The sequence below is a fragment of the Lactobacillus crispatus genome (genome assembly GCF_018987235.1).
Classification (GTDB): Bacteria; Bacillota; Bacilli; order Lactobacillales; family Lactobacillaceae; genus Lactobacillus; species Lactobacillus crispatus.
Map to the genome: position 1 here is coordinate 557,099 of NZ_CP072197.1, position 18,248 is coordinate 575,346.

An 18,248-nucleotide genomic window follows, 5' to 3' on the forward strand; every position below is an offset into this window, starting at 1 on the left:
TGGGATGCGCGGGGTTGGTAAAACTTCATTACTGAGACTGTAAAATAGTTTGTGTAAGGATGAATGATTCCTTAAATTTATTTCTTTAAACATTAGAAAAAGGAGTTCCTTTCTCGTATGATTGGTTTGAACAAAAAAACACATACAGAAAGAAGAACTCCTTCATGAATGATTTTACCAAAGATTTTGCTCAAGCTCTATTCAATCCAGACAAAATAAATGATTTATTGCGCAAAGAGCTACAACAGGCTGTTAATAACTTGCTAGAAGCTGAGTTGACTGCCTTTCTAGGCTATGATCCCTATGCCAGAAATGGCTGGAATACTGGCAATTCTAGAAATGGTGCTTATTTCCGCAAGGTTGATACCCAGTTTGGACCAATTGAAGTGCAAGTGCCTCGAGACCGCAACGGTCAGTTTCATCAGCACACGCTGCCTGACTACAAGCAGCACTCTGATGTTTTGGAAAGCACGATTATCAAGCTATACTCCAAAGGCGTAACTACCAGAGAAATCGCTGACTTGATTGAGAAAATGTATGGCAGTCATTATAGTCCAGCTCAAGTATCAAATATTTCCAAGCAGATGCTCCCCAAGATTGAGGCTTATCACAAGCGCAAGCTAAGCGACAAGTTTTTCTGTGTCTATTTGGATGCGACATACCTTCCTTTGCGCCGAGAAACGTTTGAGCGTGAAGCAGTATATATTGCCATTGGCATTAAACCTAATGGACATAAGGAAGTCATTGACTACTGCATTGCTCCTAGTGAGAACATTGAAGTTTGGACAGAGATGCTTCAAAACATGAAGTCCAGAGGCTTGAAGCAAGTTGAGCTTTTTCTTTCTGATGGTGTTGTTGGCATGAAAACAGCCTTGGCCAGGACTTATCCTAAAGCTCATTTTCAACGCTGCCTGGTTCATGTCATGCGCAATATCTGCGCTAAAGTACGCGTCGACGATCGTGAAAAGATCATGAACGAATTCAAGCAGATACATCAACAGACAAGCAAAAAAGAAGCTGCAGCTGTCTTGCACAAATTCTATGCCAAATGGAATAAAGCTTATAGCCATGTCATCAAAGGTTTGAAGGAAATTGAGCCCGATCTGCTAGTCTTCTACAATTATCCCAAACAAATCAGAGCTTCAATTTATTCAACCAATATGATTGAATCCTTTAACAACGTCATCAAGCGTAAAGCTAAGCCTAAGGCAGAATTTCCAACTGAACAGTCGCTTGATGCATTTATTGGCATCCAGGCAATGAGCTACAATGACCGTTATTTCAATCGAATTCATAAAGGCTTTGGTCAGGTTCAGGACACCTTAGAATCCTACTTTGATTAAATAAATAATTAAAAAATCAATTTACGAGAAAGATCTATTTACACAAAAGATTTGACAGTTTCTCATTACTTGCTGATATTACCTCAACTTTAGAACAAAAAGATAACTGGATTGTTATTTACTTAGCCATGACAAATGATTTGCTTGCCACGCTCATCCAAAGTATTTATCAAGAAGCAGCGAATCCAGTAAAAAAGGCGTTGAACAAAATTGATGGTGTAAAGTTTTCGGCTTTTGGCTTTGAATTGGAAGTTCATATATCAAATCCTCAATCTACTTATCAAGTGTTACTTGAAGAAATGTTAAAAGTTTTAAAAAAGCATCACCAATCTTTATTGATAGCAATAGATGAGGTTAAAGAAACTCCTGAGATTGTTAATTTGGCGTCTATCTATCAAATTATGGTGTTAAAAAAGTATTCAATTAGTATGATGATGACTGGGCTGCCTAAGAATGTTTCTGAACTCCAAAATAATGATGTATTAACATTTCTTTTAAGAAGCGGTCGTGTACCATTAGGACCACTTGATCTTTTCGATATTAAGTATCGGTATCAAAAAGCATTTGAAAGAGGTAATAAAGAGATTAATAATACTGCCTTAATGAAAATGACTAAGCTGACTAGAGGTTACGCTTATGCATTTCAAGACTTGGGATATCATGTTTGGCAACATTCTACTGATCAGGTAACAGATGAAAGTATTGAAAATTCGATCTCATCGTTTAAAAATGATCTGTTTCGTAATGCTTATATCAAGATTATCTCTGAATTATCGCCAGTCGATCGAAAATTTTTATTCATCATGGCTCATAATGATAAAAATGTTGTTAATATAAGTGATATTCGCAAGCAAATGGGAAAAAGTTCTAATTATATTTCGCAATATCGGCAGCGATTAATGGATAGTCAGGTAATCATTGATGCAGGATATGGCAAAGTGGCATTTTCTCTGCCATTCATGAAAGACTTTTTGTTAGAAGCAGAAGAATTATATGAAATTGATAATTAACGAAAAAAGCTGCTAATTAAACTCTTCGCTTTCGTCCACCAAACGTGTAAGCAATAAGCCGAAGTGAATGACAAGATCCAGGTTAACAGCCAGATTCCAAATAAAGTTAAGAATGGATGGTAAATGGCATGGTATTGCATGTTAAGACCGCGCCAAACTAATTGATTCCAGAAGACATTGGATAAATATGCGCGATAAGCATAAGTAGCCAAGAAATGGAATACTTTTAAACTGGTTTGCGAATTTTTTCTAACTTGATGCAGGCAAAAAACTGAAATCAGTGCAATTACTGCTAAACAATAGAGAGTCATTGACGGCTTGTAATATGGTGCATTATTGAAGTTGATTGGATAACCGAACTTGTGCAACTCAACATTAGTCCAAATGAAGCAAGCAATAAATAATATGGTAATTACCCACCAAAACTTAGTGACCAGCTGGTTGTAATAACCACGCAATTGCCATGCTAAGACGCCATACACACCATAGATGAAGAATGAAATAAAAATGCGGTCGAGTAAATACCAATCATGTTCATGCATGCCGTGAAAGACGTTGTAATCATAGAACCAAAGCCAGGCAAAATAGAGTACGAAAGTGATTACTGCAATCCAAATGCCTCGAGTTAGATTGTGTCCTACATAGCGGCTTAATCCCCAGAAGATTGGCATTAAAATAATAAACTGCAACATCATCGTGTTGTACCACAAGTGCGGGGCGGCATTACCATTAATGAATTGCCAACAGAATGAACCAATATTGTTAAAATGATTAACTTGTTGCAACCAGGGCATCCCTAATAGATAAATGAGCGTCCACCAAATAGTAGGTACAAAAAGATTAGACCAATTTGTCTGCATATGTTTTGCATAAGAAAAACTATTTTTTTCATTATTAGTACGGATTGTGGTATACAAAATACCAAAAATAAAGGCTGGAGCCGTATATTTGACTAAATTATAAAAAACGCCAAAAACATCTTGTGTGTGAACCGGTTGTTCTACGTCCATGACCAGCGACATAATTGGCTGTGAGATTACTGCGCTGCAGGCGAATACTTTTAAATAATCGCCAATATCAGCTATTTGATAGCTTTTAAATTGATCTGTTTTCATGAACTTGCTCTCTTCTTTTCCTAATATTATTGTGTCATTTTTTAAAATTAGGCGAAAGGATAATCATGTTAAAATTAGTTTAGCTATTTTGGAAATGGGGTCAAAATGTCAGTAGAAAAGATCACACAAAACGCACTAAAAGCATTGCTTTATGAAGTAGTTACCAATCCTAAGCCAGGTTTAGTGGATCCAGTTGACGTGGGGTCTCATCCTGATATGAATGTGTATTTGTTTATTAATAGCAGTTTGAGTTTAGAAAATTATTTTCGGCAAGCAGCTAAAATTGGAGCAGATTTTACGGGGCAGGATTTGCGGCAAATGTTTGAACAATTGCGTCAAGCTGGCATTGAGGCAGAAAAAGCAATGTTTAAGACAACGCATAATATAAATACCCATAAAGGCGCGATTTTTTCGTTAGGGTTGTTTGGCTGTGCAAGTAGCTATTGTGAAAATAATAATCAAGGTGAATTTGAAGTGATCCAGCAGATGACTAAGGGCTTAGTAAAGCACGATTTAGGCAAGAGGAATAAGACTGCTGGAGAAAAACAATTTTTGCAATATGGTAAAGGCGGAGTTAGAGCAGAAGCAGAAGCTGGTTATCCTTTGGTGAGGGATGTAGCACTGCCATTTTTAGCTCAAACCGAAGGTGATTTGAATGTTCGTTTACTCGATACGTTGATGAAAATAGTTAGTGCGATTGAAGACTCGAATTTAATAAAAAGAGCGGGAAATATTGAGGTTGTTTCTTGGGCACATAATCAAGCAAAAAAATATTTGGCATTAGGTGGCTACGGTACTCAAGCTGGTAAACAGTTTATGTTAGAACTAAATCGGATTTTTAAGGAAAAAAATTATAGCCTTGGTGGCAGTGCAGATTTATTGATTATTACAATTTTTATGGCGTTGCAGCGTGGGATTATTTAACGCAAAAATTGTCTAGTTAAGAACTAGACAGTTTTTTTGCTTTTAGATTTAAAGAGATTTAAAATGAAAAATCCTTTTAATCCGACTTTTGGAGATATACCACAAATTTTTTTAAAAGATAATTCGGACCCGGATTTAAAATTGAAGTGCAACACCAAGTGTTAAACAAAAAGGCCATGAAGACCTAAACTTGAAGTGACGAAAAATCAAGAAAGGAAGATCTTCATGACCAATTCAAATTCTAGCATTTCTAAGCACTATCATCAATTAACCAGCGTACAACGTGGACAAATTCAAGCAATGCTGGATTCCGGCATAACTTCCCGTACTGTTATCGCTCAAGAAGTCGGCTGCCATAAGTCGACAATCAGTCGCGAAATCAAACGCGGAAGCGTCCTGCAAAGAGACAGCAGCTATTTATTGTATGAGCACTATTACGCTGATACTGCACAGCTTTATTATGAGAAGCGTCGCAAAAACTGCTATCAGCGCAATCCATTGAAGCATTATGCTGTCTTTTTGAGAATGCTCTCCAGACGCTTCAAAGCTAAATTTGATGCCACCAGCATCGATGAATTCGTTGGTGAATTCAAAAGGACTATGCCAGGCTACCCTTGTCCCAGCACACCAACTGTCTATCGCTATATTGATCAGGGCTTGCTGGACATAAGCAATATTGATCTGCCTATGAAGCTCAAAAGACGCAGGAACAAGCGTCATCACGGCCAGAGCGGTCATGCTTTGCACAAGAAGAATCTTGGCAATTCCATTGAACAGCGTCCTAAAGAGATTGAAGACAGAAAAACGCCGCTGCACTGGGAAGGAGATCTGGTTAAAGGCGTCAGACGCAAGAATCAGCCTGCTTTAATGACTTTGACCGAAAGAACCACACGCTTTGAAGTAGTTATCAAGATTCCTGACTATCGGGCAAGCACATGCCAAAGGCTGCTTCAAAATGAGATTGACAGACATCCTGCCTGGTTTAAATCGATCACGTTTGACAATGGCTCTGAGTTTGCGGATATGACCAAGATCAAAGGCTGCCAGATCTACTTCGCCCACCCATATTCTCCATGGGAAAGAGGCACCAATGAGAACTGCAATGGACTTCTGCGTCAATTCTTCCCTAAAGGCAAAAGCATGAAAGATAAGTCAGCTGCTTATGTTCAACAGGCAACTGATGCCATTAACCGCAAACATCGTCGAATCCTTCAATATCACACAGCAGAAGAACTCTTCAAGCAATATATTTCCTCATAGCCTAACTGTTGCACTTAATTTGACAATTCAGGAAGATAATTCGGATAATGAAACTAAAAATGTAGATTCAATTTTCTATTTAGGTTTAGATACTGAGTATTGAAAAAGCATTAAGCTATTGCAGATAGCTTAATGCTTTTTTTACTATTTGATTAGATCTCTTATAATCCAAATGCAATTTTGTATAATAATGCACCACAGATTCCACCTGCAATTGGTGCAACCACTGGTACCCAACTGTAATCCCAGTGGGCTGAACCTTTGTGTGGCAAAGGACATAAAGCATAAACAATTCTTGGACCTAGATCTCTAGCTGGATTCAAAGCTGGTCCAGTTGGCCCACCAACTGCCATAACTAAAGCAGTAATTAGGAAACCAACCCCGATGTTAGCAATGTCTTCAGATTGCTTGAAGAACATGCCACGATATAAACCAACTGCGATGAAAAGCAAAATAGCAGTGCCAAAGAATTCGGTAATAAAACCGTTGAACTTACTGTTAGCTGAATCACCAGTCGCAAAACTGGCAAAAACAGCATCATCACTAGTGGTTCTGCCAATGTAAGGCCAGTAGATGGCTACTAAGATTAGTTGTCCCACGATGGCACCAAGCATTTGTACCAAGATGTAAGGCATTACTTGATCCCATGGGAAGACGCCTGAACAAGCCTGAGCTAAGGTAACAGCAGGGTTTAAGTGGTTCCCTGAAATTGAACCAAAGAGCATGGCTGGGAGCATTACCCCAAACCCAAAACCGAAGGCGATCAAGAGCCACCCACCATTGGCTTGACCGTCACGGCTATTACCACCGGTATCACGTAGTACAGAATTGGCAACTGATCCGTTACCTAAAACAACTAAAATAATCGTACCGAAAAATTCGGCAAAATACTTCATTAACCAAGTATGTTCCATAATAGATACTTTCTTCTCCTTTAGTAGAAAAAATAAGTGAAAAATAGTACAACCAAAAATTATACTCTTAACTCGAAAAATAGATATAGTTTTTTGTAAAAAAGCAAGAAAATAGCATTAAAAAACACTAACTTTTAAATAGTTTTAAATTAATTAAAAAGATTTACTATTTGGCTGCAATCATCACAATTTTCTAATTATCCAGCAACTCAATAAATTAGACCGTTCCAAATATGAACATTATTTAACAAGCCCTAGATAATGCCAAATCTACTTTTGACAAATAAATGCATAATCATTATATTAATTTCACAAATTTGGTATATAGCTTTATATATACTTAATATATAACTTTAAACGCTTTCAAAATATTGTGGTACTATACAGTTGTTCACAATTAATATGCATAAAAGGAAAGAGAGTAGCAGTTAATGAGAACAATATATTTGGTGCGACATGGGCAAACTTTGTTCAATGTGCATCATAAAATACAAGGTACTTGTGATTCTCCTCTGACGGAATTAGGGAGAGCGCAGGCGACAGCGGTGCGGCAGTATTTTTTGCAAAAAGAAATTAGTTTTGATGCCGCATTTTGCTCAAAGCAGGAAAGGGCAAGCGATACTTTAGAAATTATAACTGATAATCAATTGTCTTATACGCGACTGCGTGACCTGCATGAAAAATCTCATGGTGAATATGAAGGACAAGATGAATTCATGTTGCCATGGCGACGTGGCTTTAGCCGTATTAATGCCGCAATGGAGCCGGATCAACATGTTGAAGAAAGAATGGAACGAGCGATCACTAAAATCATTGATTCAACCCATGCCAACGATACAATTTTGATTGTTGGACATGGGACGGCTTTAAGGTTATTTACGCAGCGAGTAAATCCAACTTTTAAAGAATATGATAATTGCGGGATAGTAAAAATGTCTGCTGTTGATAATAACTTGAAATATTTAAGTTATGTAGCACCCGCTAAAGATGTGGTTTTAAATAAAGCAGCTAAAAATGAAATGTTAGTTGTGCGTTAACGAAAAGAGAACAAGCATGAATAGAGATAATTATATTTTGTGGTTTGATCAATTGCATCGCGATGATGTTGATTTAGTCGGTGGTAAGTCATCCTCATTAGGTGAGCTGACTTCTGAAACGAATGTCCCGGTTCCGTATGGTTTTGCGACTACTGCCATAGCTTATCGCCACTTTATGAATTATTCTGATTTAAATCAAAAAATTGATAAATTATTGGCCACTTTAACTGATCCAGAAGATTCTGAGCAATTGCATCGAATTTGCACCAAAATTAGAAAATTAATTATAGAAGCGCCGATGCCAAATGATTTAGCCTTAGAAATTAGCTGTGCTTACGATAGCTTAGCCCAAAAGATGCACCAAAATGAGCCATTCGTTGCTGTACGTTCTAGTGCAACTGCCGAAGACCTGCCTGATGCTAGTTTTGCTGGCGAACAAGATACTTATTTAAATATTCATGGTCGTGAGAATGTTTTGAAAAAGGTGCAAGAATGTTACGCTTCTCTTTTCACCGACCGGGCAACTTATTACCGAATTAAACAAAACTTTCCACAAGAAAAAGTTGCTTTATCAGCTGCGATTCAAATGATGGCCTTTTCTAAAGCAGCTGGTGTGATGTTTACAGTCAATGTAGCAACTGGTGATGACACTAAGGTTATGATTGAGGCCTCTTGGGGACTAGGCGAATACGTGGTGTCTGGAACTGTTACACCCGATAACTATGTAGTTGATAAAAATACGATGAAGATTGTACACAAAATGGTGACTAAAAAGCCAATTGAGTTGATCAGATTGCCATCGGGAGGAACAATTGAACAAAAGGTAGCACCAGATCAAGTGAATGAGCCTGCTTTGACTGATGCGCAAATCATTGAATTAGCTGGTTATGCTAAAGAAATTGAAAAACATTATGGCTGCTACATGGATATGGAGTGGTCACTTGATCAAAATGATAAGTTGTGGTTAGTTCAAGCACGCCCAGAAACTGTTTGGTCACAAAAGAAAAAGCAGGAGAAAACCGATGCACCACAAGAAGCAACTACAGAACACCGAGTATTGTTAAAAGGCTTGCCAGCTTCACCTGGTTTTGTCTCAGGCAAGGTACATATTATTGATGATCCAAAAGATATCAATGAATTTAAGCAGGGCGAGGTTTTGGTCACTCTAATGACGTCGCCTGATTGGGTGCCAGCAATGAAAAAGGCGGCCGCAATTATTACCAATAATGGTGGAATGACCTGTCATGCTGCAATTGTATCACGTGAAATGCAGATACCTTGTTTAGTTGGAACAACTAGCCGTGGACAAGCTGCAACGAAAACTTTGAAAAACGGCGAGACTGTCACCGTCGATGCTAAAAATGGTGTAGTTTATGCTGGAGTTGTTAAAGACGCGGTTAAAAAAGTCGATGAAAAGCCAGCTGAGCCTGCTGCAGTTGAATATTTCCCACCAACTGCAACCAGAGTCATGATGAACTTAGGAGATCCTGATCTTGCTGAAAAATATGCATCTTTGCCAGCTGATGGGATTGGTTTAATGCGCGAAGAATTTTTATGGACGACTTATATTCACCAGCATCCCCTTTATTTGATTGAAACTGGTCATCCAGAGAGGGTAGTTAACGAACTAGCTAATGGAATCGGTAAAGTCGCGCGGGCAATGGCACCACGGCCAGTAGTTTTACGTTTTTCAGACTTTAAGTCTGGCGAATATCGCAACTTAAAGGGCGGCGACAAATATGAGCCGCATGAACCAGCAGACCTATTAGGCTGGCGCGGTGCTTCTAGATATTATGATCCAAAATATATTAATGCTTTTAAATTGGAACTTGAAGCGGTAAAAAAGGTGCGCGATGAGTTCGGATTAAAGAATTTACATGTGATGATTCCATTTTGCCGAACAGTGGATGAAGCGCGCAAAGTGACGGAAATCATGCGGACACAAGGTTTAGTTAGAAGCGCAGACTTCAAGGTTTACATGATGGCTGAAATTCCAGCTAATATTATTTTGGCGGACCAGTTCAATCAATTTATTGATGGTTATTCAATTGGTTCAAATGACCTAACGATGCTTTTACTGGGGTGCGATCGGAATAATGATGTGATTGCTGATCTTTTTGATGAAAGAAATCTTGCCGTCAAAAGGGCGATTAGACACTTGATAAAGGTTGCTCATCAAGATGGTAAGACGGTTTCGATTTGTGGTCAAGCACCATCAGAATATCCAGAATTTACTGAATTTTTAGTCAGAAGTGGCATTGATTTTGTATCAGTTAACCCTGACATGGTGAAGGCGACTAAGCTAAATATAGCTCATTATGAGCAGAGGATCCTCCTTGATCATGCAACTGGCTTAGGTAAAAAGGATCCAAATGAATATAATTGGTAAAATTTATAATTTGATGAAAAGTCTTTGATTGCAGTATTGCAGTCAAAGGCTTTTTTAGAGTTCAATTTTGTTTTTGGGCAATTTTACATTTAATTTAGTAAAAGAGTAAGGTTGAACTAATGAAATTTCGTAAGCATCTAGGGCTAATCTCTCACTGGCAAAATCAGGGTTATATAAAGGATCGCCTACAATAGGACTTCCTAAAGAGGCAAGGTGAACGCGAATCTGGTGTGTACGACCAGTTTCAAGCGTCAATTTGACAATCGCAGTATTGTCATCATTTTTTTGTAAAACTTGATAATGAGTAACTGCTCTTAATCCAGTAGGATCGATTTTGCGTTTGCGTTGATCAAGTGGATCGTGACCAATTGGGGCATTAATCGTACCTCTTTCAGCTAAGTGATCAGCATTGATAACTTTAGCTAAATAATCGCGGTGAAAAATTTTGCTGGTTAATTCACGATTTAAAATAGGTACAACTGCAGGATTTTTAGCAATTAAAAGTAAACCACCAGTTAACATATCTAATCGATGAACAATATAGGGACTCTGACCAAGATAAGTAGTACAATCGTTCAGAGCAGTATTAGTTTCATTTAGATTAGGGTGCGTTTTTTGCCCTTTTTTCTTATTAATAATTAAAAGATTATCATCTTCATAGATAACATCGGGCATCTTACCGCTTGGTGCATAAGCCTGTTGATCACTTTCAACATGATCCAAGTTAATTTCAATTTTATCACCAGGTAAAATGTTTTGATTAAAATAGCGATAGTTGCCGTTAACTAAAATATTTTGTTCAATTCGCAAAAAATGACGCCACTTGCGAGGGATTAAAAGTTGACGTAGTACTTCATTGACAGATGCCGGAGCAAGATTTTCTGGGTAAAAAAGTGTAAAATGGAAACTCATAATAATTTCTTAAGTCTAATCTAGTTATAAACACGTGTTTTGATAGTATGGTACAATTTTCTTGTTTCTAAAAAGGAGCAATATTTAATGAATAACGACCAACCAAGAAGAGGTGGCTTTAAAGATGCTTGGCATCGATTTGATAGTCGCTTCTTTATCGGACGCTGGATTATTTTAATCCTGCTCACATTGATGCTCTTAACTTGTACCTATTATACAATTAAAGTTAAGACATCAAACATAGCTAATTTGAAGGCCTCGCTTTCAACCACAACTACAATCTATGACTACAAGGGTAAAAAAGCAGGTTCTTTATACTCGCAAAAAGGATCATTTGTGGAATATGACCAGATTTCGCCTAATATTCAAAATGCCGTAATTTCGACTGAAGATCGGACTTTTTGGAAGAACCCAGGTTTTAGTATTAAAGGCATGGCGCGAGCTGCTTTAAGTTTAGTGATTCATCACGGTCAAGTAACGGGTGGTGGTTCGACCTTAACTCAGCAGTTAGCCAAGAACTCGCTTTTGACCCAGCAGCAGACTTTTTCAAGAAAATTGGAAGAACTCTTTTTTGCAATTGAAATTAACCATGTTTACTCCAAAAAAGATATTTTAACGATGTACTTGAATAATGCTTACTTTGGTAACGGAGTTTGGGGCGTGCAAGATGCAAGTCGTCGCTATTTTGGCAAAAACGCAAGTGAACTTAATCCGAGTGAAGCCGCAACTTTAGCTGGAATTTTACGAAATCCTAGTTTTTATAATCCGGTTGATCACATGTCGAATGCTTTAGCAAGACGAAATTTAATCTTAAACTTGATGGTGGATAATAATAAGTTGACAGCGGCTCAAGCTAAAATGTATCAAAAGCAAGGATTAACTTTGCGGAATACTTTTCAAAATAAAAACGGCTATCGCTATCCTTACTTCTTTGATGCTGTAGTTGACGAGGCAATCTCTAAATATGGCTTAACTGAAGAACAAGTCATGAATAAGGGGCTTAAAATTTATACTACTTTAAATCAAAATTATCAGGGTAAATTGCAGGATACTTTTGAGCAAAGCTGGCTTTTCCCACAAAATGGTAGTGATGGAACTGAAAGCCAAGGCGCTAGCGTGGCAATGGACCCAAGTACTGGTGCTGTTCGGGCAATCATCGGTGGTCGCGGTAAGCACGTCTTCCGGGGTTACAATCGTGCAACGCAGATGAAGCGGCAGCCAGGGTCATCAATCAAGCCGTTGGCAGTATATGCCCCAGCTTTACAAAATGGCTATCACTATGACTCGCAACTATCGAACAAGTTGCAGAAATTTGGTAAAAATGGCTATGAACCGCATAATGTGGACAATGGCTATTCTAATACAATTCCAATGTATGAAGCTTTAGAGCAAAGTAAAAATGTGCCAGCTGTTTGGCTATTGGATAAGATTGGTGTAAGTAAAGGCGTGCAATCTGTTGAAAACTTTGGAATTAAGGTACCAAAGAGTGACCGTAATTTAGCGCTTGCCTTAGGTGGATTATCTTCAGGTGTTTCGCCAATTCAGATGGCACGTGCATATTCAGCTTTTGCCAACAAGGGTAATTTGCCTAATAATTCTTTCTTTATTACCAAAATTACTGATGCTTCGGGTAACGTTTTAGCCGAAAATAATAATCCAAGCAGCCACCGCGTTATTTCTGAAAATACTGCTAAAGAAATGACGACTATGATGCTCGGCGTTTTCACTAATGGTACAGGACGCTCTGCTCAGCCAAATGGCTTCCGTGTAGCTGGGAAGACTGGGTCAACTGAAGTACCTAACTCATATGGATTTGGTACCAAGGACCAGTGGATCGTCGGTTATACGCCTGACATTGTACTTGCTACCTGGGTTGGTTTTGACCACACTAACAAGCAACACTACATGCAGGGCATTTCTGAAACAGGAATTACGCGTTTATATAAGGCTGAGATGGAAGGAATTTTGCCGTACACCGCGCAAACTGAATTCACGGAGAAGGCACCTAACCAGATTGTGAAGAATAACGGTTCTAATGATGACTGGACTAATGGATTAGGTGAAAAAATTCAAGATGGACTCGGTTCTGCAGGACAGAAAATCAATGAATGGTATAATAGCCTTAAAGGCTTATTTGGCCAATAAAATTTAGGAGGACTAGATGGTTAACATTTACGATGCTGCTAACAAGTTAGCAGAAGATTTGACTCAAACTGATCAATACAAGAAGTTGCAAGAAGCAATTAAAGCTGTTGAAGATGATAAGGATGCTTCAGCTTTATTCAAAAAGATGGATGAATTGCAAAATAAGATCATGCAAGCACAACAAGCTGGTCAACCACTTTCAGCTGAAGATCAACAAGCTTACAAGGACTTAAATGATCAAGTTCAAAAGAATGATAAAATTGTTTCACTTCTTACGAATGAACAGGGTTTGTACGATTTGCTTGGTGAAGTACAAAAAGCTTACACTAAGCCAATTAATGATCTTTATGAAGATCTTAGAAATTAATATTCGCGATGAAATTTATTCACTTTGCGGATGCGCACTTAGATAGTCCATTTCGTGGGCTATCTTTTTTGCCATCTGAAGAATTTAACCATATCTATCAGGCAGCTGATCAGTCGCTAAAAAGAATTGTCGACCTAGCATTAGCTGAAAAAGTTGATTTAGTTTTAATAGCAGGGGATACCTTTGATAGCAGTCAGCCGTCACCACGGGCTCAATTGTTTTTTGCTGAGCAAGTGAAGAGATTAACTGATGCACAAATTCAGGTAGTGATGATTTTTGGTAATCATGACCACATGAAGCAAGAAGATCTGCTAGTTAGTCCCAGTCCTTACTTTAAATTGTTAGGCAATAATGAAACAGTAGAGCAAGCTACTTTTACTACGGATGCGGGTTTTAACTATGACGTAATCGGCTTTTCATATCTGAATAACCATATCACTGAGGATAAAATCCCAGAATTACCAGCAAAAGGAAAAAATTATACTTTTGGTTTAATGCATGCTCAAGAGAAATCAGCTACTGCTAGTCAGAATGTGTATGCACCGTTTACAGTTGATGAGTTGCAAAACTTGAATTATGACTATTTTGCTTTGGGTCATATTCATGCGAGAAATAATTTAAGTAGTACGCCGTGGATTGTTTATCCAGGTAACATTCAAGGTCGCCACATTAATGAGATGGGAGCCAAGGGATGCTATCTAGGTGAGATTGATGAAAATAGTGGTAAGACTACTATTGATTTTAAAGAAACAGGGCCAATTTTATGGCAAGGGACAAAAATTAATCTTGAAGGAGCTATCAGTAAAGCTGACTTACAAGCAAAAATTATTGCCAAGCTTGAATCTGGACAAAAAACGTACTTTAGTTTGACGATTGCTGGTGCTCAATATTTGAGTGCCGAAGAACGCGATTTAGTTCAGGATCCTGATTTTTGGCAAACTATTTCTCAATCGCTGCCATTTGCTTCTCAGTTAGTTGATGTGCGCTTTGTTGTGAATACTAGTTTAAAGTTAAATGACAATGACCAACAAGCCTTCCAAGCTGCCAAAGAAGAGTTATTTGCACCAGCTGAATTCAAGCAAATTGTTAGTGACTGGCAAAAAAAGGATCCAGAAGCTGCTAAATTGGCGGCTGATCCAGACTTTATTGCGGCGGTTAAGAATCTAACAGAAGTAAAACTAATGAGTAAATTGAAAGGAATTAAGGATGAGACTGAAACAAATTAAGATTATTAACTTTGGGCAGTTCTCGAATAAAACCTTCGATTTGCCTAGTGATCAAATTAATGTTTTCTTTGGTGCCAATGAAGCTGGTAAAAGTACAACGGTAGCTTTTATTAAACAGATCTTATTTGGCTTTCATTTGAGAAGTAACTCTTCACCGTTTTTTGAAGATTATACGCCGCTAGCTCATGTTAGTCCGATGGGCGGTAATTTAGTTTTTACTGCAGCTGATGGTGAATACGAACTTGAGCGACTCTATGCTAAAGGTGACAAGACTAAAAAGGGAATTTTAACCGTCAAAAAAGATGGTCAAGTTGTACCTGAGAGTGTATTTTTTGATCAGATTCAAAATATTGATGGCTCTTTTTACGCTGATAGTTTTATTTTTAACCAAGAAATGCTGGGTCAGGTTAACAGTTTAAGTCAAGAGGATTTGCTTGAGCGAATTTATTACTTGGGAGCAGCAGATTCTAGCAAGTTGCTGGAAATGCGCGACGATTTTGCCAAAGAATCAGGTAAGCTTTTTAAAAAGACAGGTAAAAAGCCCGAAGTAAACCGTCTGCTTAAGGAAATGACTGATCAACGTGATAAATTAGCGCAGACTAAAAATGAGTTTAATGATTATGAACAGCTGCACCAAGATTTTGTACAAAAAAGAGCGGCATTAAACAGACAAAAACAAGATCTGGCTGTTTTACAAAAACAAGAACAAGATTTGCATGATTTGCAAAAAGAAATGGGCAATTATCAGACGCTGCTTGATTTGCAAAAACAGGTCAAGGATGTCGACTTTAATGGTCAAAATTATCAAAAAGCCCAAGATATTATGGCTCAGGGACGTAATTTGCAAAAGACGATTCAATCGGTAGAAGCGCAGTTGCAGGACCTGGGTGAAAACGATCAATCTGATTTTACGCTAGAGAAGAAGCTAATCCAGCAGAAGCCTCAACTCTTGCAGTGGCAAGCGGAATATCGTAATTGTTTGCAAAAGGCTGACCAATTGAAGCAGGAGAAAGAGCAACTATTAGCTTTGACACCTGAGTTAAAAAATCTACTCAAGTTGACACCAGAGCAAATTGAACAAATGCAGGCAGACTATCAAGCTTTGCCAGGTGCTGTCAATGAGCCTGCTTATGTAACTACTAATGACAAGCTTTGGTATGTTATCGGTGCAGTGTTAGCGGCATTAGGTGTAGTTCTTTTGGTAGCGTTGGGTACAGTTGGTGTAATTGCATTAATTACTGGACTAATTTTCCTAGCAGCAGGATACTTAAAAAATAGTAACCAAAATAAGCAAAATGCGGCAGTATTAGAAAAGCAAAAGCTGGTTGCTCAAAAACGCCAAGCTTTCCAAACAAAATATGGATTGAATCCTGATACGCTAAACTTAAATAGCTTACTAACTAATCTGAATCAATATCAAATCAAAAAGAATGCCGCACAGACTAATAATAAGCAAGTAACTGTTTTGAATCAGAATGTGGCTCAACTGGCCTCAAGTGTCCAAAATGCATTGAAGCAACCGATTGATAATGACTTTAGTCAAGTTTTGAACGGTTTGGACGAACTTGAGACACAAATTAGTGAAAAACAAGAATTGTTTCAAAGAAAATCCAGCTTAACTGCATCACTAAAGCAGGACAAGCAAGATTTGAAAGAATTGGGTCTGAAATTACAGGCACTTTTTGCCCAAGCTAATGTGGAAAATATGGCAGGTTACGATCAGCTTTATCAAGATTCACTTAATCAGGCTAAACTGAAGACGCAGATTGCGGCCTTGAAGGAATCGTTAGGCGATGATCTTCAACAGCTGCAAACGCAGACAAATTCAACCGAATTAGCAGATAAATTAACGGCTTTGACTGAACAAATTAGTACTAAGAATGCAGAAATTAATGAACTTCAGAGTCAAGTTGCTCAGTTGCAAGTGCAGTTAGACAATTTAGCTGATTCTACTGCGGTGTTTAAGGCTAAGCAGGATCTGGCTAATACAGAAACCAATTTTGTCCAGAGCAGTAAAGAATACTTGGCTAACTTGTTTGCGGCAAGGTGGATCAGTCGCTCGCTTGACTTGGCATCTAATGAACGGTTCCCCAAGATGCTTAAGGCGGCTCAGGAATACTTAGCTTTGCTAACGGGCGGCAGATATGTTGGGATTAATTTAGATAAGAAGCTAACAGTAGTCAGAAGTGATGGTAAAAAGCGCGAAGTAAAATACTTGTCACGGGGGACTGCTGAGCAATTATACTTTGCCTTGAAGTTAGCTTTTATTGAGCAGATCAAGGATGAAATTAATTTGCCAATCTTGATTGATGATTCGTTTGTAAACTTTGATGATCAGCGAGTCAGCTATATCGATCAGTTATTGCAAAAGATTAGCGAAAACAATCAAGTTTTAATTTTCACAGCTCAAAAGAATTTAGTTGATCAGCTTGGGATTGAGCCATTAACTTTTACGAAAGGAACACAGGATGCTTAAGAGATTGTTAGATTACAACGATGGAGAAGAAATGGACATTGTTGTTTTGATTAAAAACTCACAGTTGCGTCATAATAAAAAGAATAAGTTGTTTTTAGCGATGCAATTCAGTGATGGCTCAGGCGAGATTCGCGGTAATTACTGGGATGCTAACAATCAAGATGCAGCAACTTTTTCAACTGGGACAATCGTTGAGTTGAATGGCAAAAGAGAAGAATATCAGGGTCGCCCCCAGATTAGGATCTATTCTCTGCGCGTGGTCGGTCCACAAGAAGGCTATGAATTAGATCAATTTATTAAATCAGCGCCGGAACCAGTTAATGAGATGGAAGCTGAAATTAATAAATTTGTGATGCAGATTGATAATCCGACCTGGACAAAAATTGTGAAGTATTTACTTCAAAAATGGCATGATCGTTTTTATGATCATCCTGCTGGTAAAAGCAACCACCATGCGGTCCGCGGAGGTTTGGCTTTTCATACTTTATCGATGCTTAAGGATGCCAAAGGTTTGACTGATAATTATGAGCAAGTGAATAGATCGCTACTTTATGCGGGATGCATTTTGCATGATATGGGAAAAGTACTGGAACTTTCAGGTCCTGCCGCAACTCAATACACGACTGAAGGCAATTTGGTTGGGCATCTGGTTTTAATTGATGAACAAATTATGCTGGCCGCTCAGGATATGAAGATGAATCTGGAGTCGGAAGATTTACTCTTATTGCGGCATATGGTGCTTAGTCACCATGGCCGCTTTGAATATGGTTCACCCAAATTGCCGGCATTGCTAGAAGCGGAATTATTGCACCGAATTGATGATTTAGATGCTGCAGTTTATGCAGTAACGAATGCCCTGCAGCATACGCCTAAAGGCGAGTTCACCGAGCCACTACTGAGTCAAGATGGCAAGCGATATTATCGACCGATGCACGATTCAGCGCTAGATAACGCAAAACATTTAGAATAAGAAATAAGCATCACTGCAGTTGATTTGCAGGGATGCTTATTTTGTTTTGGTGAAAAATTGTGTCAATAATTTTTTGAACAAAGTTATTGAAAAATTAGCTGAAGAATAATAACATGTTTATACAATTGAAAAGCAGAGATGTTTTTGGATAGATTAGAGA

At 38.2% G+C, this 18,248-nt stretch carries 14 protein-coding genes; 11 read left to right on the forward strand and 3 right to left on the reverse strand.

The window, feature by feature from the left end; genetic code table 11:
• The first annotated feature begins 164 nt into the window (after positions 1-164).
• Together J6L97_RS02855 and J6L97_RS02860 are read left to right on the forward strand one after the other, a co-directional pair.
• Entirely contained in the window at positions 165-1,343 is a 1,179-nt protein-coding gene (locus J6L97_RS02855; RefSeq protein ID WP_005728142.1) for an IS256 family transposase, read from the forward strand.
• Positions 1,344-1,471: 128 nt separating this feature from the next.
• Positions 1,472-2,353 carry an ATP-binding protein gene (locus tag J6L97_RS02860; RefSeq protein WP_225907792.1) on the forward strand — a complete coding sequence of 294 codons (882 nt, stop codon included), beginning with the start codon at positions 1,472-1,474 and terminating at the stop codon, positions 2,351-2,353.
• On the opposite strand, the gene J6L97_RS02865 is transcribed toward J6L97_RS02860, so the two are convergent.
• Positions 2,350-3,468, reverse strand: coding sequence for an acyltransferase family protein (locus J6L97_RS02865; RefSeq protein ID WP_057727061.1), 1,119 nt, complete (start codon positions 3,466-3,468; stop codon positions 2,350-2,352). The two genes, J6L97_RS02860 and J6L97_RS02865, sit on opposite strands and share 4 nt — an antisense overlap.
• A 105-nt stretch (positions 3,469-3,573) precedes the next feature.
• On the opposite strand from J6L97_RS02865, the gene J6L97_RS02870 reads away from it, so the two are divergent.
• Positions 3,574-4,392, forward strand: coding sequence for a triphosphoribosyl-dephospho-CoA synthase (locus tag J6L97_RS02870; protein ID WP_057727060.1), 819 nt, complete (start codon positions 3,574-3,576; stop codon positions 4,390-4,392).
• A 225-nt stretch (positions 4,393-4,617) separates the two neighbouring features.
• A complete protein-coding gene (locus tag J6L97_RS02875; protein ID WP_123811765.1) occupies positions 4,618-5,652 on the forward strand; it encodes an IS30 family transposase in 1,035 nt (344 codons plus the stop codon).
• A 161-nt stretch (positions 5,653-5,813) separates the two neighbouring features.
• Here the strand turns inward: J6L97_RS02875 and J6L97_RS02880 are convergent, their stop codons facing one another.
• A complete protein-coding gene (locus tag J6L97_RS02880; RefSeq protein ID WP_054832836.1) occupies positions 5,814-6,566 on the reverse strand; it encodes an MIP/aquaporin family protein in 753 nt (250 codons plus the stop codon).
• A gap of 431 nt (positions 6,567-6,997) precedes the next feature.
• Here J6L97_RS02880 and J6L97_RS02885 point away from each other — a divergent pair, with 431 nt between their 5' ends.
• Entirely contained in the window at positions 6,998-7,603 is a 606-nt protein-coding gene (locus tag J6L97_RS02885; RefSeq protein WP_005723483.1) for a histidine phosphatase family protein, read from the forward strand.
• Positions 7,604-7,619: 16 nt separating this feature from the next.
• Positions 7,620-9,992, forward strand: a complete 2,373-nt coding sequence (ppsA, locus tag J6L97_RS02890) for a phosphoenolpyruvate synthase (RefSeq protein ID WP_081036414.1) — start codon at positions 7,620-7,622, stop codon at positions 9,990-9,992.
• Between the two features lie 54 nt (positions 9,993-10,046).
• On the opposite strand, the gene J6L97_RS02895 is transcribed toward ppsA, so the two are convergent.
• Positions 10,047-10,904, reverse strand: coding sequence for an RluA family pseudouridine synthase (locus J6L97_RS02895; RefSeq protein ID WP_005718094.1), 858 nt, complete (start codon positions 10,902-10,904; stop codon positions 10,047-10,049).
• Positions 10,905-10,991: 87 nt separating this feature from the next.
• Here J6L97_RS02895 and J6L97_RS02900 point away from each other — a divergent pair, with 87 nt between their 5' ends.
• From J6L97_RS02900 to J6L97_RS02920, 5 genes are read left to right on the forward strand one after another with little or no spacing between them, the layout of a single operon-like run.
• A complete protein-coding gene (locus J6L97_RS02900; RefSeq protein ID WP_057726724.1) occupies positions 10,992-13,049 on the forward strand; it encodes a PBP1A family penicillin-binding protein in 2,058 nt (685 codons plus the stop codon).
• A 16-nt stretch (positions 13,050-13,065) separates the two neighbouring features.
• Positions 13,066-13,416: a YlbF/YmcA family competence regulator gene (locus tag J6L97_RS02905; protein ID WP_005718098.1), complete on the forward strand. Its 351-nt coding sequence runs from the start codon at positions 13,066-13,068 to the stop codon at positions 13,414-13,416.
• An 8-nt stretch (positions 13,417-13,424) separates the two neighbouring features.
• Positions 13,425-14,642: a metallophosphoesterase family protein gene (locus J6L97_RS02910; RefSeq protein ID WP_057726725.1), complete on the forward strand. Its 1,218-nt coding sequence runs from the start codon at positions 13,425-13,427 to the stop codon at positions 14,640-14,642.
• Positions 14,623-17,118: an ATP-binding protein gene (locus tag J6L97_RS02915; RefSeq protein WP_057726726.1), complete on the forward strand. Its 2,496-nt coding sequence runs from the start codon at positions 14,623-14,625 to the stop codon at positions 17,116-17,118. Before J6L97_RS02910 ends, J6L97_RS02915 begins: the two co-directional genes overlap by 20 nt.
• Entirely contained in the window at positions 17,111-18,088 is a 978-nt protein-coding gene (locus J6L97_RS02920; RefSeq protein WP_054832835.1) for a 3'-5' exoribonuclease YhaM family protein, read from the forward strand. The genes J6L97_RS02915 and J6L97_RS02920 overlap by 8 nt, the downstream gene beginning before the upstream one ends.
• The last annotated feature ends 160 nt before the right edge of the window (positions 18,089-18,248 follow it).